The organism is Streptomyces sp. NBC_00273 (assembly GCF_036178145.1).
GTDB lineage: Bacteria > Actinomycetota > Actinomycetes > Streptomycetales > Streptomycetaceae > Streptomyces.
Genome location: NZ_CP108067.1, coordinates 2,223,461 through 2,239,468, shown reverse-complemented (window position 1 = coordinate 2,239,468; position 16,008 = coordinate 2,223,461). Strand labels below are relative to the sequence as shown.

General features: G+C 72.0%; 13 protein-coding genes and 1 pseudogene. 12 read left to right on the top strand and 2 right to left on the bottom strand.

The genetic code is table 11. From position 1 onward, the window contains the following. Window positions 1–114: 114 nt before the first annotated feature. Window positions 115–711 carry a TetR/AcrR family transcriptional regulator gene (locus OG386_RS09435; protein ID WP_328787720.1) on the bottom strand — a complete coding sequence of 199 codons (597 nt, stop codon included), beginning with the start codon at window positions 709–711 and terminating at the stop codon, window positions 115–117. A 115-nt stretch (window positions 712–826) separates the two neighbouring features. On the opposite strand from OG386_RS09435, the gene OG386_RS09430 reads away from it, so the two are divergent. The 10 genes and pseudogenes from OG386_RS09430 (at window position 827) to OG386_RS09385 (ending at window position 11,982) form a co-directional block, all read left to right on the top strand. Then, window positions 827–2,557 carry a serine/threonine-protein kinase gene (locus tag OG386_RS09430; protein ID WP_328787719.1) on the top strand — a complete coding sequence of 577 codons (1,731 nt, stop codon included), beginning with the start codon at window positions 827–829 and terminating at the stop codon, window positions 2,555–2,557. A gap of 115 nt (window positions 2,558–2,672) precedes the next feature. After that, a complete protein-coding gene (locus OG386_RS09425; protein WP_328787718.1) occupies window positions 2,673–3,842 on the top strand; it encodes an agmatine deiminase family protein in 1,170 nt (389 codons plus the stop codon). Window positions 3,843–3,964: 122 nt separating this feature from the next. Beyond that, window positions 3,965–4,546, top strand: coding sequence for a TetR/AcrR family transcriptional regulator (locus OG386_RS09420; protein WP_328787717.1), 582 nt, complete (start codon window positions 3,965–3,967; stop codon window positions 4,544–4,546). 480 nt (window positions 4,547–5,026) lie between these two features. Continuing rightward, window positions 5,027–5,155 (top strand): annotated as a pseudogene (locus OG386_RS09415) (urease subunit gamma); the annotation flags it as partial. Between the two features lie 412 nt (window positions 5,156–5,567). After that, window positions 5,568–6,581: an agmatine deiminase family protein gene (locus tag OG386_RS09410; protein WP_328787716.1), complete on the top strand. Its 1,014-nt coding sequence runs from the start codon at window positions 5,568–5,570 to the stop codon at window positions 6,579–6,581. Window positions 6,582–6,668: 87 nt separating this feature from the next. Then, window positions 6,669–8,342, top strand: a complete 1,674-nt coding sequence (locus OG386_RS09405) for an ABC transporter substrate-binding protein (RefSeq protein WP_328787715.1) — start codon at window positions 6,669–6,671, stop codon at window positions 8,340–8,342. Next, window positions 8,339–9,301 (top strand): ABC transporter permease, encoded by a 963-nt coding sequence (locus tag OG386_RS09400; RefSeq protein WP_328787714.1) that lies wholly within the window; start codon window positions 8,339–8,341, stop codon window positions 9,299–9,301. The genes OG386_RS09405 and OG386_RS09400 overlap by 4 nt, the downstream gene beginning before the upstream one ends. Next, window positions 9,298–10,152: an ABC transporter permease gene (locus tag OG386_RS09395; RefSeq protein ID WP_328787713.1), complete on the top strand. Its 855-nt coding sequence runs from the start codon at window positions 9,298–9,300 to the stop codon at window positions 10,150–10,152. Before OG386_RS09400 ends, OG386_RS09395 begins: the two co-directional genes overlap by 4 nt. Beyond that, window positions 10,149–11,174 (top strand): ABC transporter ATP-binding protein, encoded by a 1,026-nt coding sequence (locus tag OG386_RS09390; protein WP_328787712.1) that lies wholly within the window; start codon window positions 10,149–10,151, stop codon window positions 11,172–11,174. Before OG386_RS09395 ends, OG386_RS09390 begins: the two co-directional genes overlap by 4 nt. Next, window positions 11,164–11,982 carry an ABC transporter ATP-binding protein gene (locus OG386_RS09385; protein ID WP_328787711.1) on the top strand — a complete coding sequence of 273 codons (819 nt, stop codon included), beginning with the start codon at window positions 11,164–11,166 and terminating at the stop codon, window positions 11,980–11,982. Before OG386_RS09390 ends, OG386_RS09385 begins: the two co-directional genes overlap by 11 nt. Before the next feature lie 10 nt (window positions 11,983–11,992). On the opposite strand, the gene OG386_RS09380 is transcribed toward OG386_RS09385, so the two are convergent. After that, window positions 11,993–12,661 carry a TetR/AcrR family transcriptional regulator gene (locus tag OG386_RS09380; RefSeq protein WP_328787710.1) on the bottom strand — a complete coding sequence of 223 codons (669 nt, stop codon included), beginning with the start codon at window positions 12,659–12,661 and terminating at the stop codon, window positions 11,993–11,995. Window positions 12,662–12,818: 157 nt separating this feature from the next. Between OG386_RS09380 and OG386_RS09375 the strand changes: the two genes are divergently transcribed. Beyond that, a complete protein-coding gene (locus OG386_RS09375; RefSeq protein WP_328787709.1) occupies window positions 12,819–13,976 on the top strand; it encodes an agmatine deiminase family protein in 1,158 nt (385 codons plus the stop codon). Between the two features lie 193 nt (window positions 13,977–14,169). Beyond that, window positions 14,170–15,987: an ABC transporter ATP-binding protein gene (locus OG386_RS09370; protein ID WP_328787708.1), complete on the top strand. Its 1,818-nt coding sequence runs from the start codon at window positions 14,170–14,172 to the stop codon at window positions 15,985–15,987. Window positions 15,988–16,008: the final 21 nt, after the last annotated feature.

Sequence of the window (16,008 nt, the reverse complement as noted above, 5' to 3'; positions counted from 1 at the left end):
GGGCCGGGCCCTATCCAAAGGGTGCACGCTTTGCACCGAGAACGTCCGGTACGCACGGGAAAGTGGTGCGGCCGGATGTCGTCCACTGTTGCACTGACTGGAATTTCAGTCAATTTACGTGGTGAGGGAACCGAGTCGGCCGATCTCGACTCCGATCGCCCCGCGCATCAGGTCGCGGGCGTGCGCCACGGGCAGGAGGCCGCTCAGCCAGCGGCTGCTCAGGCCCTCCAGAAGGGCGGTCAGCCGCTCGGCGGCGGCGCCGACGGCGGCACCCGGCGCGGCCGGGCATGCGGCGGCCAGCAGGTCGGAGACCTCCTGCACCCAGGCCGCGCCGGCCGCGGTGAGTTCCTCGCGCAGTTCCGGGTCGAAGATCGTGTGGGCCCGCAGCTCCCCCCAGGCCGTACTGTTCTCGCGCACTTCGGGCAGGTCCTGGAACTCGAGCAGCAGGATCCGCTCCAGGAGCCGGCGCGGGTCCGTCGCGGGGAGTGGGGCGCCCACCTCGTCGGCGGCGCCCGTGTAGCGGTCGGCCCGGTCACTGATGAAGGCCAGGGCGTGCCGCAGGATGCCGGTCCGGTCCTTGAAGTGGTAATAGATCAAGGCGGTCGACACGCCGGCCTCGGCGGCCAGGTCGCTCACCCGCAGCCCGCGGACCCCGCGCCTGGCGATGACCCGGGCGGCGCCCTCCAGGATGGCCCTTCTTCGATCCGACACCGGTCGATCCTCCCTTCTGGCGGTGTGCGTCTCGCATTGTCACACATTGACTGAAACTTTAGTTAGCGGCACGATGCGCCCCAGGTCATTGCCGCATCGTTGAAAGAGCCACCGCATGTTCGCTCAGCTTCCCGGCGTACAGTCCGCCCTCACGGCCCTGTCCGCCGACGACCCCCACGAGATCGGTGGCTACCGCCTCCACGCCCGGCTCGGCTCCGGCGGCATGGGGGTGGTCTACCTGGCGTACACGCCGGGCGGCCGGCCCATCGCGCTGAAGGCCGTCCGGCGGGAGTTCGCCGCGGACCCGGAGTTCCGCGAGCGCTTCGCCCAGGAGGTGGCGAGCGCCCGCCGGATCCACGGCCTCTTCACGGCGCAGGTGGTCGACTCGGGCGAGGACGACCACACCCCGTGGCTGGCCACGGCGTACGTGCCCGGCCCCTCGCTGCACCAGGTCGTCCAGCGGCACGGGCCGCTACCGGTGCGCACGGTGCTGCTGCTGGTCGCCGGCATCGCCGAGGCCCTGCAGGAGATCCACCGGGTGGGCGTCGTCCACCGGGACCTCAAGCCGGCGAACGTGCTCATCGCGGGGGACGGGCCGCGAGTGATCGACTTCGGTATCGCGCGCGCCGCCGACGCCGCCGCCCTGACCGGCGTGGGCCTGCGGATCGGCACCGCCGCCTTCATGGCGCCGGAGCAGGCGCTGGGCCACCCGGTGACGCCGGCGACCGACGTGTTCGCCCTCGGGGCACTTGCCGGGTTCGTGGCGGCCGGGGTCCCGCCCTTCGGGAACGGGCCGGAGTCCGGCGCCCTGTACCGGGTGGTCCACGAGCACCCCGACCTCGACCGGATCCCGCGCGAGCTGCACGACCTGCTGTCGTGGTGCCTGGCCAAGTCCCCGCAGGACCGTCCCACGACCGCCGATCTGATCGCGGCCGTCCATGCGCACCCCCTCGTGGGTCCGCGGCCGGAGTTCACCGACGGCTGGCTGCCCCGGCCGGTGCTGGAGGAGGTCGGGGGCCGGGGGGACGCCTCCCCGGCCGCGGGGTCCGCGGGGTCCGGCCCGTCCGCGGGGTCCGGTCGGCCGGGCCGGCCCGGACCCGTACCGGAGCACCTCCAGGCGACCAGGGCGGCGGCCGCGTACCCCGCCGCCGGCCCGGGCGGGACCATGCCGTACGCCCCGGCCCCGGCTCCGGCCCCGAGCACGGCTCCGGCCCCGGCCGCGAGCCCTGCCCCGGCAGTCCCCGTGACCCCGGCGGCCCCCGTGACCCCGGCAGTCCCCGTGACCCCGGCGGCCCCCGGGGCCCCTGCGCGCCGTGACCGTCGGCGCGATCGGAACCGGCTGCCCGCGGTCGCCCTGGCCGCCGCTGCGCTGCTGGCCTGCGGAGGCGGCGCGTACTGGTTCGGCTTCCCCCCGGAGGAGGGCGACACCCCCGCCGCGGAACCCGTCGCCGCCCCGCCCCGACCGGCGGCCTCCGCGTACGTGCCCGGATACGCGCAGCCCGAGCTCACCGCCCCGGATTCCGGTTACGAGTTCGACCTCCGCGCCGGAAAGGTGGTTCCCGTCGAGACGGCCGCTTGGTACCTCGCACGCGGATCCGACGCCTTCCTGCTCTCCGAGGAGTCCGACGCCTTCGTAGCCGACGGAAGCGGAGAGCTGACCCCGGACGACTGTGTGCGGGGCATCGAGACCCGGCCCGTGACGACCCTGCCCTTCAAGGCGCTCGCGAAGGAGCGCCCCTTCTGCGTACGAAGCCCTGACCAGCGGGAAGTCGTGATCGTACGGCTCGTCGAGGCGACCTCCGCAGGGTCCGTGACGATCGCCGTCGACCACTTCCGCAAGAGCTGATCCGCGGAAGCGGAACCGGGTCTGAGCGGTAGGTCGACACGCAGGAAAGGTTGACTGAATTTTCAGTTAAGGCAAGGATGCCGTCCATCCCGCCCCTCCTCATCAGGGAGTCACCATGGATATGAACCCCCGTACCTCTCGCCGCCGAGTGCTCCAGTTCGGCGCGGCGGCGGTGCCGCTGGCGGCCCTCGGCTCCAGCCTTCCCTCGCTGGTGCAGACGGCCTCGGCCGCCCAGAACGGCACCGCCACGCTCCGCATGCCCGCCGAGACCGACCGGCACGTACGGACGTACATGGCCTGGCCGGCCCTCTCCTCGGTGTGGGGCAGCGGCCTCGCGGCGGTACGCAGGGACATCGCCGAGGTGGCCCATGCGATCTCGCGCTACGAGCCGGTGGTGGTGCTGGCCCGTCCCGGCCAGGTCGCCGAGGCCCGCTACCAGTGCGGACTGGGCGCCTACTACGGCATCCAGGTCGTCGACATCCCCAACGACGACCTCTGGATCCGGGACTTCGGCCCCACCTTCGTCGTCGCCCCGGGCGCCGTCGCTGGCGTGGACACCAACTTCAACGGCTGGGGCAAGGCCAGCACGAAGTACGCGCAGCCCTTCGCCAACGACGCGGCGGCGGCCCGCACGCTCCTCGCCGAGTACGAGGTGAACCGGATCAGGGCCGGCTTCGTCGGCGAGGGCGGCTCGCTGGAGACCGACGGCGAAGGCACCCTGCTGGCCACGGTCAGTTCGATGGTGAACGCCAACCGGAATCCGGGCATGGGCCAGGCCCAGGTCGAGCAGGCCATGAAGACGGCGCTCGGCATCGACAAGGTGATCTGGGTGCCGGGCCTCGCCGGCGAGGACATCACCGACTGCCACATCGACTGTCTGGCCCGCTTCGTCGCTCCCGGCCGCGTCATCCTCGACAAGCCCGGCCCCGTCGCGGACAAGAAGTGGGTGGCCGTCTACGAGGAGACCAAGCGGGCCCTGCAGAGCGCCACCGACGCCCGGGGCCGCCGCCTGTCCATCACCGAGCTGCCCGGCCCGGACCGGCGCGAGATCACCGGCCGGGGCGACGAGTTCCTGTCCAGCTACACCAACTACTACACGGCGAACGGTGCGGTGATCGCGCCGCGGTTCGGTGACGGCTATGCCGACGGCGTCGCCTACGCCATCCTCCAGGCCGCCTACCCGGGTTACCGCGTCGAGCAGCTCCGGATCGACGGCATCGCCTCCGGTGGCGGCGGGATCCACTGCGCCACCCAGTCCCACCCGGCCGTGCCGCCGGCCGTCTGATGGCCGGGCCGCCCCGGCCGGCACGGACGGTCCCGCCGGCCGGGGCGGCCCGCGCGCCGTCCGGCACTCCTGGTGATGGGCCGCGTACGTACGCACCCGATCATCCCGGTAAGGTGCGGAGCATGTCGTCTCGTAGTACTCAGATCCTCGAAGCCGCCGCCAGGGTGATCGCCCGCCGCGGTGTGCGCGGGCTGCGCGTGGAGGAACTCGCGGCCGAGGCCGGCGTCTCCACCGCCCTGATCTACTACCACTTCAAGGACCGTACGGGCGTCCTGCGCCAGACGCTGGAGTTCATCAACGACCGCGCCGAGCGCTACACCACCGACCGCGATCCGGACGACCCGCCGCTGACCCCGCGCGAAGAGCTGGAGGAGACCCTCCTGCTGGAGCTCCAGGACACCGTGGAGGTGCGGGAGAACAGCTCGGCCTGGGGCGAACTGCGGGCGAGCGCCGTCTTCGACGAGGTCCTGCGCGAGGACCTGGCGCGGGCCACCCTGGTGTGGGTCCAGGAGGTGGCCGCGCTACTGGGTCAGGTCCAGCCGATGGTGCCGGCCTCCGCGCTGGCCGGGGCCGCCGAGCGGCTCACCGCCCTGCTGGAGGGGCTGAGCATGCGCTGGCTGAGCGGCGGCATCAAGATCGACCACGCCCGTGAGCTGATGCGGGGCGCCATCGACGCCGAACTTTCGGGGCTCGGGCAGCGCTGACGTCCGCCGGTCGGGGCCGTTCCACGCCCCGGCCTTGCCCGAGCACTGCCCCGGCCCTGGCGCCCGCGTGCGCCTCACACAGGTCCTGTGCCCGACCCCGTGCGACGCCCACTCGTCCCCTACTCGACTTCCGAGTGTCCTTGCGGACCCGGGCCCGTTCAGCCTCTTGACTGAATTTTCAGTCAATGCCAGAGTGAGGATTCCGAGCAGGGCGGACCGAATCTCCCGCCCCACCGGACCGCCGACCGACCCGTGTCACCTCACGGCCCGCGCCCGGCCCGCACTCCCCGACGTACCCCTCGACGTACCCCTTGAGGCGTCCCCGGCGCGCCGCCGGCCCTCGGTCGCCGCCTCGCGCACCACGCGTCCGGACGGCGATGCCCCCGGCTCCGGCCGTACCCTCGCCCGCCTTCCGGAGGAAGGAATGACCATGAGCGTTTCGATCGGCCCTGCCGCCGGGCGGGACGGCCGGGGGGCCTCATGTCCCTGATCCCCGCCGGACGTGACCGGCTGTCGCCCCTCACCGCCGCCGCACCGGCCCGCGCCCGGCGCGCCCGGGGCCTGCGGCTCGACGTCCCCGAGGCGACCGCGCCGCCCGCGGACACGGTGAGCTCCGGTGTCACCGTCGAGGTCGGCCCGGTCCCCGTCGGCGGAGACCGGATCGCGATCGGCTTCGCGGGCCTGCCGCAGCTGGTGCTGAAGTCCGGCTCCCCGGTCTACGGGGTCCCGGCCGCCCCGTGCCGCCGGTCGGCGTACGCGGTACGTGCGGCATCGGGTCGAAGGGCGTGGTCGGCAACGCTCGCCCGGGCGATGTCGACGTGAACGCCCGGACCGGGCTCGTGACGCTCGACGGCGAGCCCCGTCCCTCCGGGCCGGCCCGGCATGCCTCCCCGAGCCGCCCCTCCTGCCTCTAGTCGCTTCCTCCAGTCCTCCCGCGCTCCCGCCCTGCCCCACCCCCTCGCTCTTGACTGAATTTTCAGTCGAGTGGAAGACTCCACCCACGCAAGAAATGAGACATCTGATGACCGAATTCCGTATGCCCGCCGAGTGGTCCCAGCACGACGGCTGTCTGATGGCCTGGCCCACCCGCGAGGAGCTGTGGGGCAGCGTGCTCACCGACGTGAAGGAGGAGTACGCGAACGTCGCCCGCGCCATCGCCGCGTTCGAGCCCGTGACGATGGTGGCCCCGCCCGGTTTCGGAGAGGACGCCCGTACCCTGTGTGGCGACGGCGTCACCGTCATCGAGCTGCCGCTCGACGACTCCTGGTTCCGCGACTCCGCCCCCCTCTTCGTCCTCGACGGCAACGGCAACCGAGCCGGAGTGGACTTCCGCTTCAACGCCTGGGGCCGCAAGCACCACCCGTTCGACGCCGACGACCGGATCAGCGGCCTGCTGCTGGACCACCTCGGGGTCGACCGGATCCCCTCCGGCATGATCCTCGAGGGCGGGGCCGTCACCGTCGACGGCGAGGGCACCCTGATCACCACCGAGCAGTGCCTCCTGCACCCGAACCGCAACCCCGGCATGACCCGCGACCAGATCGAGGCCGAGCTCAAGGCCCGGCTCGGCGTCACCAAGGTCATCTGGCTCCCGTACGGCGGCCTGCTCGACACCGAGACCGACGGTCACGTCGACGGCGTCTGCGCCTTCGCCGCCCCGGGCACGGTCGTCATCTCCCTGCCGTCCGACCCGGACCACCCGGACCACGCCCGCATGCGCGCCAACCGCGCCGTGCTCGAGGCCACCACCGACGCCCGCGGCCGCCGCCTGGAGATCATCGAGGTGCCGCAGACCGCCTTCGCCGACCTGGCCGACGGCGAGATCGAGGTGTCGTACCTCAACTACTACGTGGCCAACGGCGGCGTAGTCGTCCCGGTGGCCGGCGTGCCCCAGGACGAGGAAGCCCTCGCCGTGATCGCCACGGCCTACCCGGGCCGCAAGGTCGTCGGGGTACGGGCGCTCGCCATCGCGTTCGGCGGCGGCGGAGTCCACTGCATCACCCAGCAGATCCCCGCAGTGCGGACCACCGCCTGACCCGGGAAACCGGCCGCTCCCGGCGGACCGCTCCGGCGGTCCGCCCGCTCCTCCCCCCGCAACCCTCACGGAATAGAGAGCGCGACGATGACCACCACCCCGCCCCGCACCGGCAGACGCCTCCGCGGCCGGCGCGGCCGGCTCAGCCCCGTTGCCGCGGCCGCCACCGCCGCCCTGACGTCCGTCTCCCTGCTCGCGGCCTGCTCCGGCCCGCCGAAGGAGAACGCCGGCGGTGTCACGGACGTCAAGCTGTCGGCCTCCACGCCCGAGGCCCGCGGCGAGATCGACTCCTTCACCTGGGCCGTCTACGCCGAACCGCCCACCCTCGACTACACGGTGGCCTTCGACTACCCGCAGAACACCGTGCTGTCCAACGTGTGCGAGAGCCTGATGCGCTGGACCCCGGGCCTCACCACGGAGCCCGGTCTCGCCCAGAAGGCGTCCAACCCGGACCCCACCACCTGGGTCTACGACCTGCGCCCCGGCGTCCGCTTCCACGACGGCAAGGAGATGACCGCCGACGACGTGGTCTTCAGCCTCGGCCGCCAGACGGACCCCGACAACGCCGCCGCCTGGGCCCAGGTCTTCCAGAACGTCGCCTCGGTCACCAAGAGCGGCCCGCTGCAGGTCACCGTCAAGCTCAACAAGCCCGACTCGCAGTTCCCCCAGTACATGGCCACCGCCGCCGGAGTGGTCGCCTCCAAGGCCGCCGTCGAGGCGGCCGGCAAGGACTACGGCACCACGGGCGGCCTCGGCTGCAGCGGCCCCTTCAAGCTCGGCACGTGGAACAAGGGCCAGTCGATCGAGCTGGAGCGCTTCGACAACTACTGGGGCACCAAGGCCAAGTCGAAGAAGGCCGTCTTCCGCATCCTGACCGACCCCTCCGCCCGGACGAACGCCATGCTCAGCGGGGAGGCCGACGGCGGCTACCTGATCCCCACCGAGAGCTACGCCCGCCTCAAGAGCAGCGGCACCGGCACCCTCTACTTCGGCGAGGGCCTCAGCACGGTCAACGTCAACGTCACCAACATGCAGGGCCCCCTCGGCGACGTCCGCGTCCGCCGGGCGCTGTCCCTGGCGCTGGACCGCTCCGGCTTCGTCAAGGCCGGCCTCGGCGGGGCCGGCACCGTCACCAACTCCCTCACCACCCGCGCCGCCTGGGCCGCCGCCCCCGAGCGCACCCTGAAGACCGCCTTCGACAGCCTGCCGCCCACCGACCAGGACGTCGAGAAGGCCAAGGCCCTGGTCAAGGAGGCCGGCGCCACCGGCAAGACGCTGACCGTGGCCACCAGTTCCATAGGCCAGGACGTCTCCCTCCTCGCCACCGCCGTCCAGGCGGTCGGCACCCAGATCGGTCTGGACATCCAGCTGAAGACGATCGCCCCGAACGCCTTCACCGCGCTGTTCACCGACCCCCAGGCGCGCGAGGGCATCGACATGTTCCCGCTCACCTACTACGACTCGATCACCGACCCGCTCGACCTGCTGCAGAACTTCAAGACCGGCGCGTACATGAACTTCGCCGGCTACAGCGACCCCGAGTACGACAAGCTCGTCGACGAGGCGAGCGCCGTCTACCCGACCGAGCAGCGGATGGACGTCGAGGCGAAGCTCCAGCACCACGCCTCGGAGCAGCTGCTGTGGATCCCGGTCGCCGAGTGGCCCACCGCACTGTTCATGAACAAGCGGATCACCGGCGCCCCCACCACCATCTCGTACATGTACTACCCGTGGGCCGCCGACGTGGGGGCCGCGCAGTGAGTTTCGTCAGATTCGCGGTGCGGCGGGCGGCGGAGATGGCCGCCACCCTGCTGACCGCCTCGTTCGTGGTCTTCGGGGCCATGTACCTGGCACCGGGCAACCCGGCGAGCTTCCTGCTCGCCGGCCGCTCGGCCTCCCCGGAGGCCCTCGCCTCGATCAATGCCCAGTACCACCTGGACGACCCCTTCTTCGTGCGGTACTTCCGGTGGCTGGGCGACGTAGTGCAGGGCGACTTCGGGCGGTCGATCACCTACCGCACCGATGTCTCGCGGCTGCTGGTGGACCGCCTGCCCACCACTTTGCTGCTCATCGCGATGTCGCTCGTCGTGGTCGTCGCCGTCGGCCTGTTCCTCGGCCGTATCGCCGCCGTCCGCGGCGGGGCCACCGACTCCGCCATCCTCGTCACCACGACGTTCGCCGTCGGCACCCCGTCCTTCGTCGCGGCGGTCCTGCTCCAGGGCCTCTTCGCCGTCAACCTCGGCTGGTTCCCCAGCAGCGGGGCGGGGGACGGCGGCTTCGGCGACATGCTCTGGCACCTCACGCTCCCCTCCGTCGCCCTTGCGCTCTACCTGATCGGCATGCTCGCCCGGGTCACCCGCTCCGCCATGCTCGAAGCCCTCGACAGCGACCACGTCACCGTCGCCCGCAGCCGGGGCGTCCCCGAACGCCAGGTCATCAGGCGCCACGTCTTCCGCAACTCGCTCGGCACCGTCCTGACCACCGGCGGCCTCATCGTCTCCACGCTGCTGGTGTGCACCATCCTCGTGGAGACGGCCTTCAGCATCGGCGGCATCGGCCAGCTCCTCGAACTGTCCACCACCACCAAGGACTTCCCGACCGTCCAGGCGATCTCCCTGATCATCGTCGCCCTCTTCATGATCGTGAACCTGATCGTGGACCTGCTGTTGCCCTTGGTCGACCCCAGGGTCACCCTCGGAACGAGGAGCGCCGCCGTATGACCGCCGTCCTGACCCGCCGGCCCGGCCTCTCCCGGATCCGCGCCACCGGCTCCCCGCTCCACCTGGTCTGTCTGGTGCTCGTCGCCGTCGTCGTCCTGGCCGCCCTGCTCGCACCCTGGGTCGTACCCCACGACCCCAACGCCGTCGACCTCGGCAACGCGCTGGCAGCACCGTCGGCCGCGCACCCGCTCGGCGTGGACGCGGCCGGCCGTGACACCCTCTCCCGGCTGCTGCTCGGCGCCCGCACCTCGCTGCTCGGACCGCTCGGCGTCGTCGCCTTCTCCACCGTCGCCGGCATCGCCATCGGTACCGCGGCGGCCTGGCGGGGCGGCTGGATCGACTCCGTGCTCTCCCGCAGCACGGAGCTCGTCTTCGCCTTTCCCGGCATGCTGCTGGCCATCCTGATCATCTCGGTCTACGGAGAGGGACTGCTCGCCCCGGTCATCGCCCTCGCCGTGGCCTACCTGCCCTACGTCAGCCGCCTCACCCGGTCCCTGGTCCTGGCCGAACGGGCCCGCCCGTACGTCAGCGCCTACCAGGTCCAGGGCCATTCGGCGCTGCAGATCTGCCTGCGCCACATCCTGCCCAACATCGCCCCCGTCGTCCTCGCCCAGTCCACCATCAACTTCGGCTACGCCCTGATGGACCTGGCCGGACTGTCCTTCCTCGGACTCGGCGTCCCCGCCCTCACCCCCGACTGGGGCCGCATGGTCTTCGACGGCCAGACCGCCATCCAGCACGGCTACCCGCTGTCCGCGATCCTGCCCTGCGCCTTCATCGTGCTGACCGTGGTCGCCTTCAACGTGGTCGGCGAACGCTGGGCCGACCGCATAGCCAGGAGGGCCCGATGACACCGCCCCGACCGCCGCAACCCCCGCACCCCACCTCACCGGCGCCCACCCTCGACGTCCAAGGCCTGCGGATCACGCTCCCCGGGACCGCCCGGCCCGTCCTCGACGGCGTCGACCTCACCGTCTCCACCGGTGAGACCGTCGCCCTCGTCGGAGAGTCCGGCTCCGGCAAGAGCCTCACCTCGCGCAGCGCGCTGAACCTGCTGCCGCCCGGAGCCGTCGTCGAAGGAGCCGTGCGGGTCGGCGGCGAGGACGTCCTCACCATGAACGCCGACCGGCTGCGCACGGTACGCGCCAGTGCCGTGGCCATGGTCTTCCAGGACCCGCGGGCCGCCGTCAACCCACTGCGCCGCATCGGGGACTTCCTCACCGAGAGCGCCACCCTGACCGGGGCCATGGGCCGGACCGGGGCGACCGCGCGCGCCACCGAGCTCCTGGAGGCCGTGGGCCTGGATGCGGCGGTGCTGCGCAAGTACCCCGGCCAGGTCTCCGGCGGCATGCTCCAGCGCGTGGTGATCGCGGCGGCGCTCATGGGGGACCCCGTCCTCCTGCTGGCCGACGAACCCACCACCGCGCTGGACGTCACCTCCCAGGCCGAGGTCATCTCCCTGCTCGCCGGGCTCCGCGCCCGCTTCGGGACCGGCCTGCTGTTCGTCACGCACGACCTCGACCTCGCGGCGGCCATCAGCGACCGCGTCTACGTCATGTACGCCGGCCGGATCGCCGAGAGCGGGCCCGCCGAGGCCCTCTTCGCGCGCCCCCGGCACCCGTACACGGCCGCCCTGCTGGCCTCCACCCCGCGGATGGACGGACCGCGCGGCCGGCTCTCCGCCATCGAGGGCCAGCCGCCGGACCTGCGCCAGGCCCTCCACGGCTGCGCCTTCGCCGCCCGCTGCCCGCTCGCCACGGAGGTCTGCGACCAGCAGGTCCCGCTGCCGGTGGCCGCCCCGGGTCGGCCGGGACACCTGGCCGCCTGCCACCACAGCGACCGGCTCGAAGGGAGCACCGTCGATGCCCGATAACGGACTTCCCGACAACGTCCTGGAGGTCACGGGCCTGCGCCGCTCCTACGGAGCCGTGCGCGCCGTGGACGACGTGTCCTTCGTCCTCCCCGAGGGCGGCTCGCTGGGGATCGTGGGGGAGTCCGGCTCCGGCAAGACCACCACCGCGCGGATCGTCGTCGGCCTGGAACGCGCCGACGAGGGCCACGTCCTGGTCGGCGGCCGGAACCGGACCGCGCGGGGCGAGGGCCGTGGCCGTGCGCGGCGCCTGGCCCGTGCCCGCGAGGTCCAGATGGTCTTCCAGGACCCGTACCTCTCCCTCGATCCGCGGACCAGCGTCGAGGCGGCCCTGCGCGAGACCCTGCGCCTGCACTTCCCGGGCCGGGACCACGCGGCACGGATACGGGAGCTGCTCGATCAGGTGGGTCTGGGCACCCGGGCCGCCGACGCCCTGCCGCGCCAGCTGTCCGGCGGCCAGCGCCAGCGCGTCGCCATCGCCCGGGCCCTGGCCGTCGAGCCGTCCGTCCTCGTCCTGGACGAGGCGGTCGCCGCGCTCGACGTCTCCGTACAGGCGCAGATCCTGAACCTCCTCGCGGACATCAGGGAGCAGACCCGCATCGGGTACCTCTTCATCACCCACGACCTGGGCGTCGTACGGTGCGTCACCGACGAGGTCGTCGTGATGCGCCACGGCAGGATCGTCGAGGCGGGCGCCACGGCCGAGGTGCTGGCCGCGCCCCAGCACCCTTACACCCGGCTGCTCCTGGAGTCGGTGCCCCGCCCGGGGTGGGATCCGGAGGCGATCGCCGCGGCCCGCCGGGCGCTGTAGCGGGGGCCGGTCACGGCCCGGATCCGGCTCCCGCAGCTCCTGCGGCTCCCGCAGCGAGGGTACGGATCAAGGTCCGCAGGACCGGCCCCGTACCGGCTTCGGCGCCGAGGGAGTCCATGGCCGCCAGGCCGTCCACGGCGGCGGCCACGGCCAGTCCCAGGGGGCGCGGGTCGAGGTCGCCGTCGTGTTCGTCGGCCAGGACCTGGAAGAGGGCGACGAAGCAGGCGCGCCAGCGCCGGTACTCGGCTTCCAGGCCCTCCCGGACCCGGGCGTCGTTCAACGCCTGCCAGTGCAGGGCGGAATGGAGGTGGGAGAGCTCGGCGCCCTCGGGCCGGCCGAGCAACTGGACGACCCGTTCGGCGCGCTCGGCGAAGGGGCCGGGGCCCGACACCGCCGCTTCCAGGGGCGTGATCCATTCCGGACGGATGTCCTGGACGACCGCCAGGACGAGATCGGTCCGGTCCTGGAAGTGGTAGTGGCACATTCCGTGCGAAACGCCGGACAGCGCGGCGACGTTGCGGGTGGTGAAGCCCTCGCTCATCTCGCCCGCGAGCAGGGTCCGCGCGGCGGCGATCAGTCGCGCGCGGGTCTGTTCGCCCTTCGCCGAGGCCCGAGGCCGGCCGGCCCTTGCAGGGGGAGCGGCCGGCCGGCCCCCGGAGTCCTTCGCGACAGCTGCCATGACGTCACTCTAACCAGCCTTCGGTCCGCGACCTGGGGCTTTCCACGATCCACCGGAATGACCTCGTCCAAGCTATTGACCGAGCGCTTGGCCAGTTTTAGCTTTCCGGTCAACCCCGCTGTCCCCGCGGGGAGTTGAGCCATCGGAGGACCCCCACATGAACGATCACGCAATGAACCGGCCCGCAAGCGAGGGCATGGGGAGGCGCAGGTTCCTGGCGGCGGCGGGACTCACCGCCGCCGCGGCCGCCCTGGCCGCGACCGAAGGGCGGGCCGGCGCCGCCGCCGCGATCCGCCCCGCGGCCGCGGGCGCCTTCCGCGTGCCGATCGAGGACGTCCGGCACACCCGCACCTGGATGGCCTGGCCGGACTCCACCTCGATCTGGGGCAACACGCTCAGCGGCGTCCAGCAGGACATCGCGCTCATCGCACGGACCATCGCCAAGTACGAGCCGGTCTACATCTGCGCCAACTCCGGCAGCGCGGCCAAGGCCCGCTCGATGTGCGGCTCCACCGTCACCGTCATCAGCACCATCCCCGTCGACGACTGTTGGATGCGCGACACGGGTCCCGTCTTCCGCACCAACGGATCCGGCGGTCTGGACGCCGTCGGCCTCAACTTCAACGGCTGGGGCAAGAAGCAGGCCCACTCCCGGGACAACCTGGTCGCCGGCCGGATCGCCTCCTACGTCGGGGTCCCCTTCACCGCAGCCGCGCTGGTCGGCGAGGGCGGCGCGATCGAACAGGACGGCGCCGGCACCCTGATGGCCACCCGCAGCAGCCTGGTGAACAAGAACCGCAACCCCAACAAGACGGAGGCGCAGATCGAGGCCGCCGTGCTCGCCGCCTACGGCGCCTCCAAGGTCATCTGGTTCGACGGGGTCAAGAGCCAGGACATCACCGACGACCACGTCGATGCGACCTCGCGCTTCCTCACCCCCGGCCGAGCCGCCGTCCAGATGCCCCTGGCCTCCGACAACGACGTGTACGCCAAGGACGCCCGCCAGCAGTACCAGATCCTCTCCGCGTCCACCGCCGCCGACGGCACGCGCATGACGGTCGACCAGATCCAGGGCCCCGACTACAACAAGATCCGCTCCTCCAACCCGGACTTCCTCGCCTCCTACGCCAACTACTACCTGTGCAACGGCGCCGTCATCAGCGCCCACTTCGGCGACAGCCGCGCCGACACCGCGGTCAAGGCCACCCTCGCCCGGCTCTACCCCGGCCGCACCATCGAGCAGCTCAACATCGACCGGCTCGGCACCGGCGGCGGCGGGATCCACTGCGTCACCCAGCAGCAGCCCGTCCCGTAACCGGCAGCCGCACACCACAGCGCAAGGTCTACGCGGGGCCGTTCCGGAGCGATCCGGAACGGCCCTCCGCCGTTCCCGGGCGCGAACGGGTACGAGATACCGCCATCCGGGAAAACCCTTGGACCGCGCGGACACCGCCACGGGACACTTCCAGTTCCTGCAAACCGCCCGCACACGACAGCACAGGGTTGCAATGGGAACGCCTGAACCGCCCGAAAATCCACCGGGCAAAGGCCCGGTCATCCTCGCACTTCGCTACTACGGACGGGAGTTGGTCCGCCTTCGATGGCTGACCGCACCCGCGATGCTGCTCCCGGCGCTGGGCAACATCGGCATCAACTACATCGCGCCGCTGATCGTCGCCAAACTCGTCGGCCGCATCGCCGGGGGCGGCAGCACCACCGTCGACGCGATGCTGCCGTACGTCCTCGGCTTCGCCGGGGTCCTGCTCCTCGCGGAGGCGCTGTGGCGCCTCGGCCTGCACTGCCTCAACCGCCTCGACGCCCGCGGCATCGAGCACCTGTACGTGGTCGGCATGGACGAACTGTTCGCCAAGGACGCCGCGTTCTTCCACGACAACTTCGCCGGGTCGCTGACCAAACGGGTGCTCAGCTTCGCCTCCCGCTTCGAGGAGTTCGTCGACACCCTGACCTTCTCGGTGATGGGCAGCTTCGTACCGCTGGTGTTCGCCTCCGTGGTGCTGTGGCAGTACGACCCGCTGCTCGTGGCCGGACTCCTGATCATGATCGCCGTGACGGCGCTGGGCGTGGCGCCGCTGATCCGGCGCCGCCAAGGACTCGTCGCCCAGCGCGAGGAGGCCATCGCCCGGGTGTCGGGCCACGTCGCCGACAGCCTGATGAACATGGACACCGTCCGGGCCTTCGCCGCCGAAGAACGCGAGGCGGCCGAGCACCGCTCGCGCGTCGCGGAGTCGCGCCGCCTCACCCTGCGCTCCTGGGACTACGGCAACCTGCGCATCGACACGCTGGTCGCACCGATGTCCGTACTGACCAACGCGCTGGGCCTGCTGCTCGCCGTCACGCTCGGCGGGGGAGAACACGGCGTGGAGGCGGTCATCGTCGCCTTCACCTACTACGCCAGCGCGACACGGATCATGTTCGAGTTCAACCAGATCTACCGCCGGCTGGAGAGCTCGATGACGGAGGCCGCACAGTTCACCGAACTGCTGCTCACGCCGCCGACCGTACTCGACCCGGCATCCCCCGAACCGCTGCGGCCCGGGTCCTCCGCCGTCCGCTTCGAGCGGGTCACCTTCGCCCACGGCGGCGGCAAGCCGCTCTTCGACAGCCTCGACCTGGATGTGCCCGGCGGAACGAAGATCGGCCTCGTCGGCCGGTCCGGCGGGGGCAAGACCACGCTCACCCGGCTGCTGATGCGGATGACGGACATCGAATCCGGCCGGATCACGATCGGCGGCCAGGACATCACCCGCCTGCGCCAGGCCGACCTGCGCAGCCTGATCGCCTACGTCCCGCAGGACCCGGCGATGTTCCACCGCACCCTGCGGGAGAACATCGCCTTCGCCCGGCCGGACGCCACCGAGGCCGAGATCCGCCGTGCGGCCGAGGCGGCGCACGTCACGGAGTTCACCGAAGCCCTGCCCGACGGCTTCGACACGATGGTGGGCGAGCGCGGCGTCAAGCTGTCCGGCGGACAGCGCCAGCGCGTCGCGCTCGCCCGGGCGATCCTGCGCGACGCGCCGATCCTGCTGCTCGACGAGGCGACCAGCGCCCTGGACTCGGAGAGCGAGATCCTCGTCCAAGAGGCGCTGTGGCGGCTCATGGAGGGCCGCACGGCCCTCGTGGTGGCGCACCGGCTGAGTACGGTCGCGACCATGGACCAGCTCGTCGTCCTCGACCGCGGACACATCGTCGAACGCGGCACGCACGAGGAGTTGCTCGCCTCGGAGGGCGCCTACGCGAAGCTGTGGCAGCACCAGTCGGGGGGCTTCCTCGACGACGCCTCCGCCGCGCGCTCGGACCTCAGCTGACGGCGGGCCCGGCCGGCCGGG

Coding starts and splice junctions, on each gene's coding strand:
- OG386_RS09430 (WP_328787719.1), top strand. CDS start 827: ATGTTCGCTCAGCTTCCCGGCGTACAGTCCGCCCTCACGGCCCTGTCC.
- OG386_RS09425 (WP_328787718.1), top strand. CDS start 2,673: ATGGATATGAACCCCCGTACCTCTCGCCGCCGAGTGCTCCAGTTCGGC.
- OG386_RS09420 (WP_328787717.1), top strand. CDS start 3,965: ATGTCGTCTCGTAGTACTCAGATCCTCGAAGCCGCCGCCAGGGTGATC.
- OG386_RS09410 (WP_328787716.1), top strand. CDS start 5,568: ATGACCGAATTCCGTATGCCCGCCGAGTGGTCCCAGCACGACGGCTGT.
- OG386_RS09405 (WP_328787715.1), top strand. CDS start 6,669: ATGACCACCACCCCGCCCCGCACCGGCAGACGCCTCCGCGGCCGGCGC.
- OG386_RS09395 (WP_328787713.1), top strand. CDS start 9,298: ATGACCGCCGTCCTGACCCGCCGGCCCGGCCTCTCCCGGATCCGCGCC.
- OG386_RS09390 (WP_328787712.1), top strand. CDS start 10,149: ATGACACCGCCCCGACCGCCGCAACCCCCGCACCCCACCTCACCGGCG.
- OG386_RS09385 (WP_328787711.1), top strand. CDS start 11,164: ATGCCCGATAACGGACTTCCCGACAACGTCCTGGAGGTCACGGGCCTG.
- OG386_RS09380 (WP_328787710.1), bottom strand. CDS start 12,661: ATGGCAGCTGTCGCGAAGGACTCCGGGGGCCGGCCGGCCGCTCCCCCT.
- OG386_RS09375 (WP_328787709.1), top strand. CDS start 12,819: ATGAACGATCACGCAATGAACCGGCCCGCAAGCGAGGGCATGGGGAGG.
- OG386_RS09370 (WP_328787708.1), top strand. CDS start 14,170: ATGGGAACGCCTGAACCGCCCGAAAATCCACCGGGCAAAGGCCCGGTC.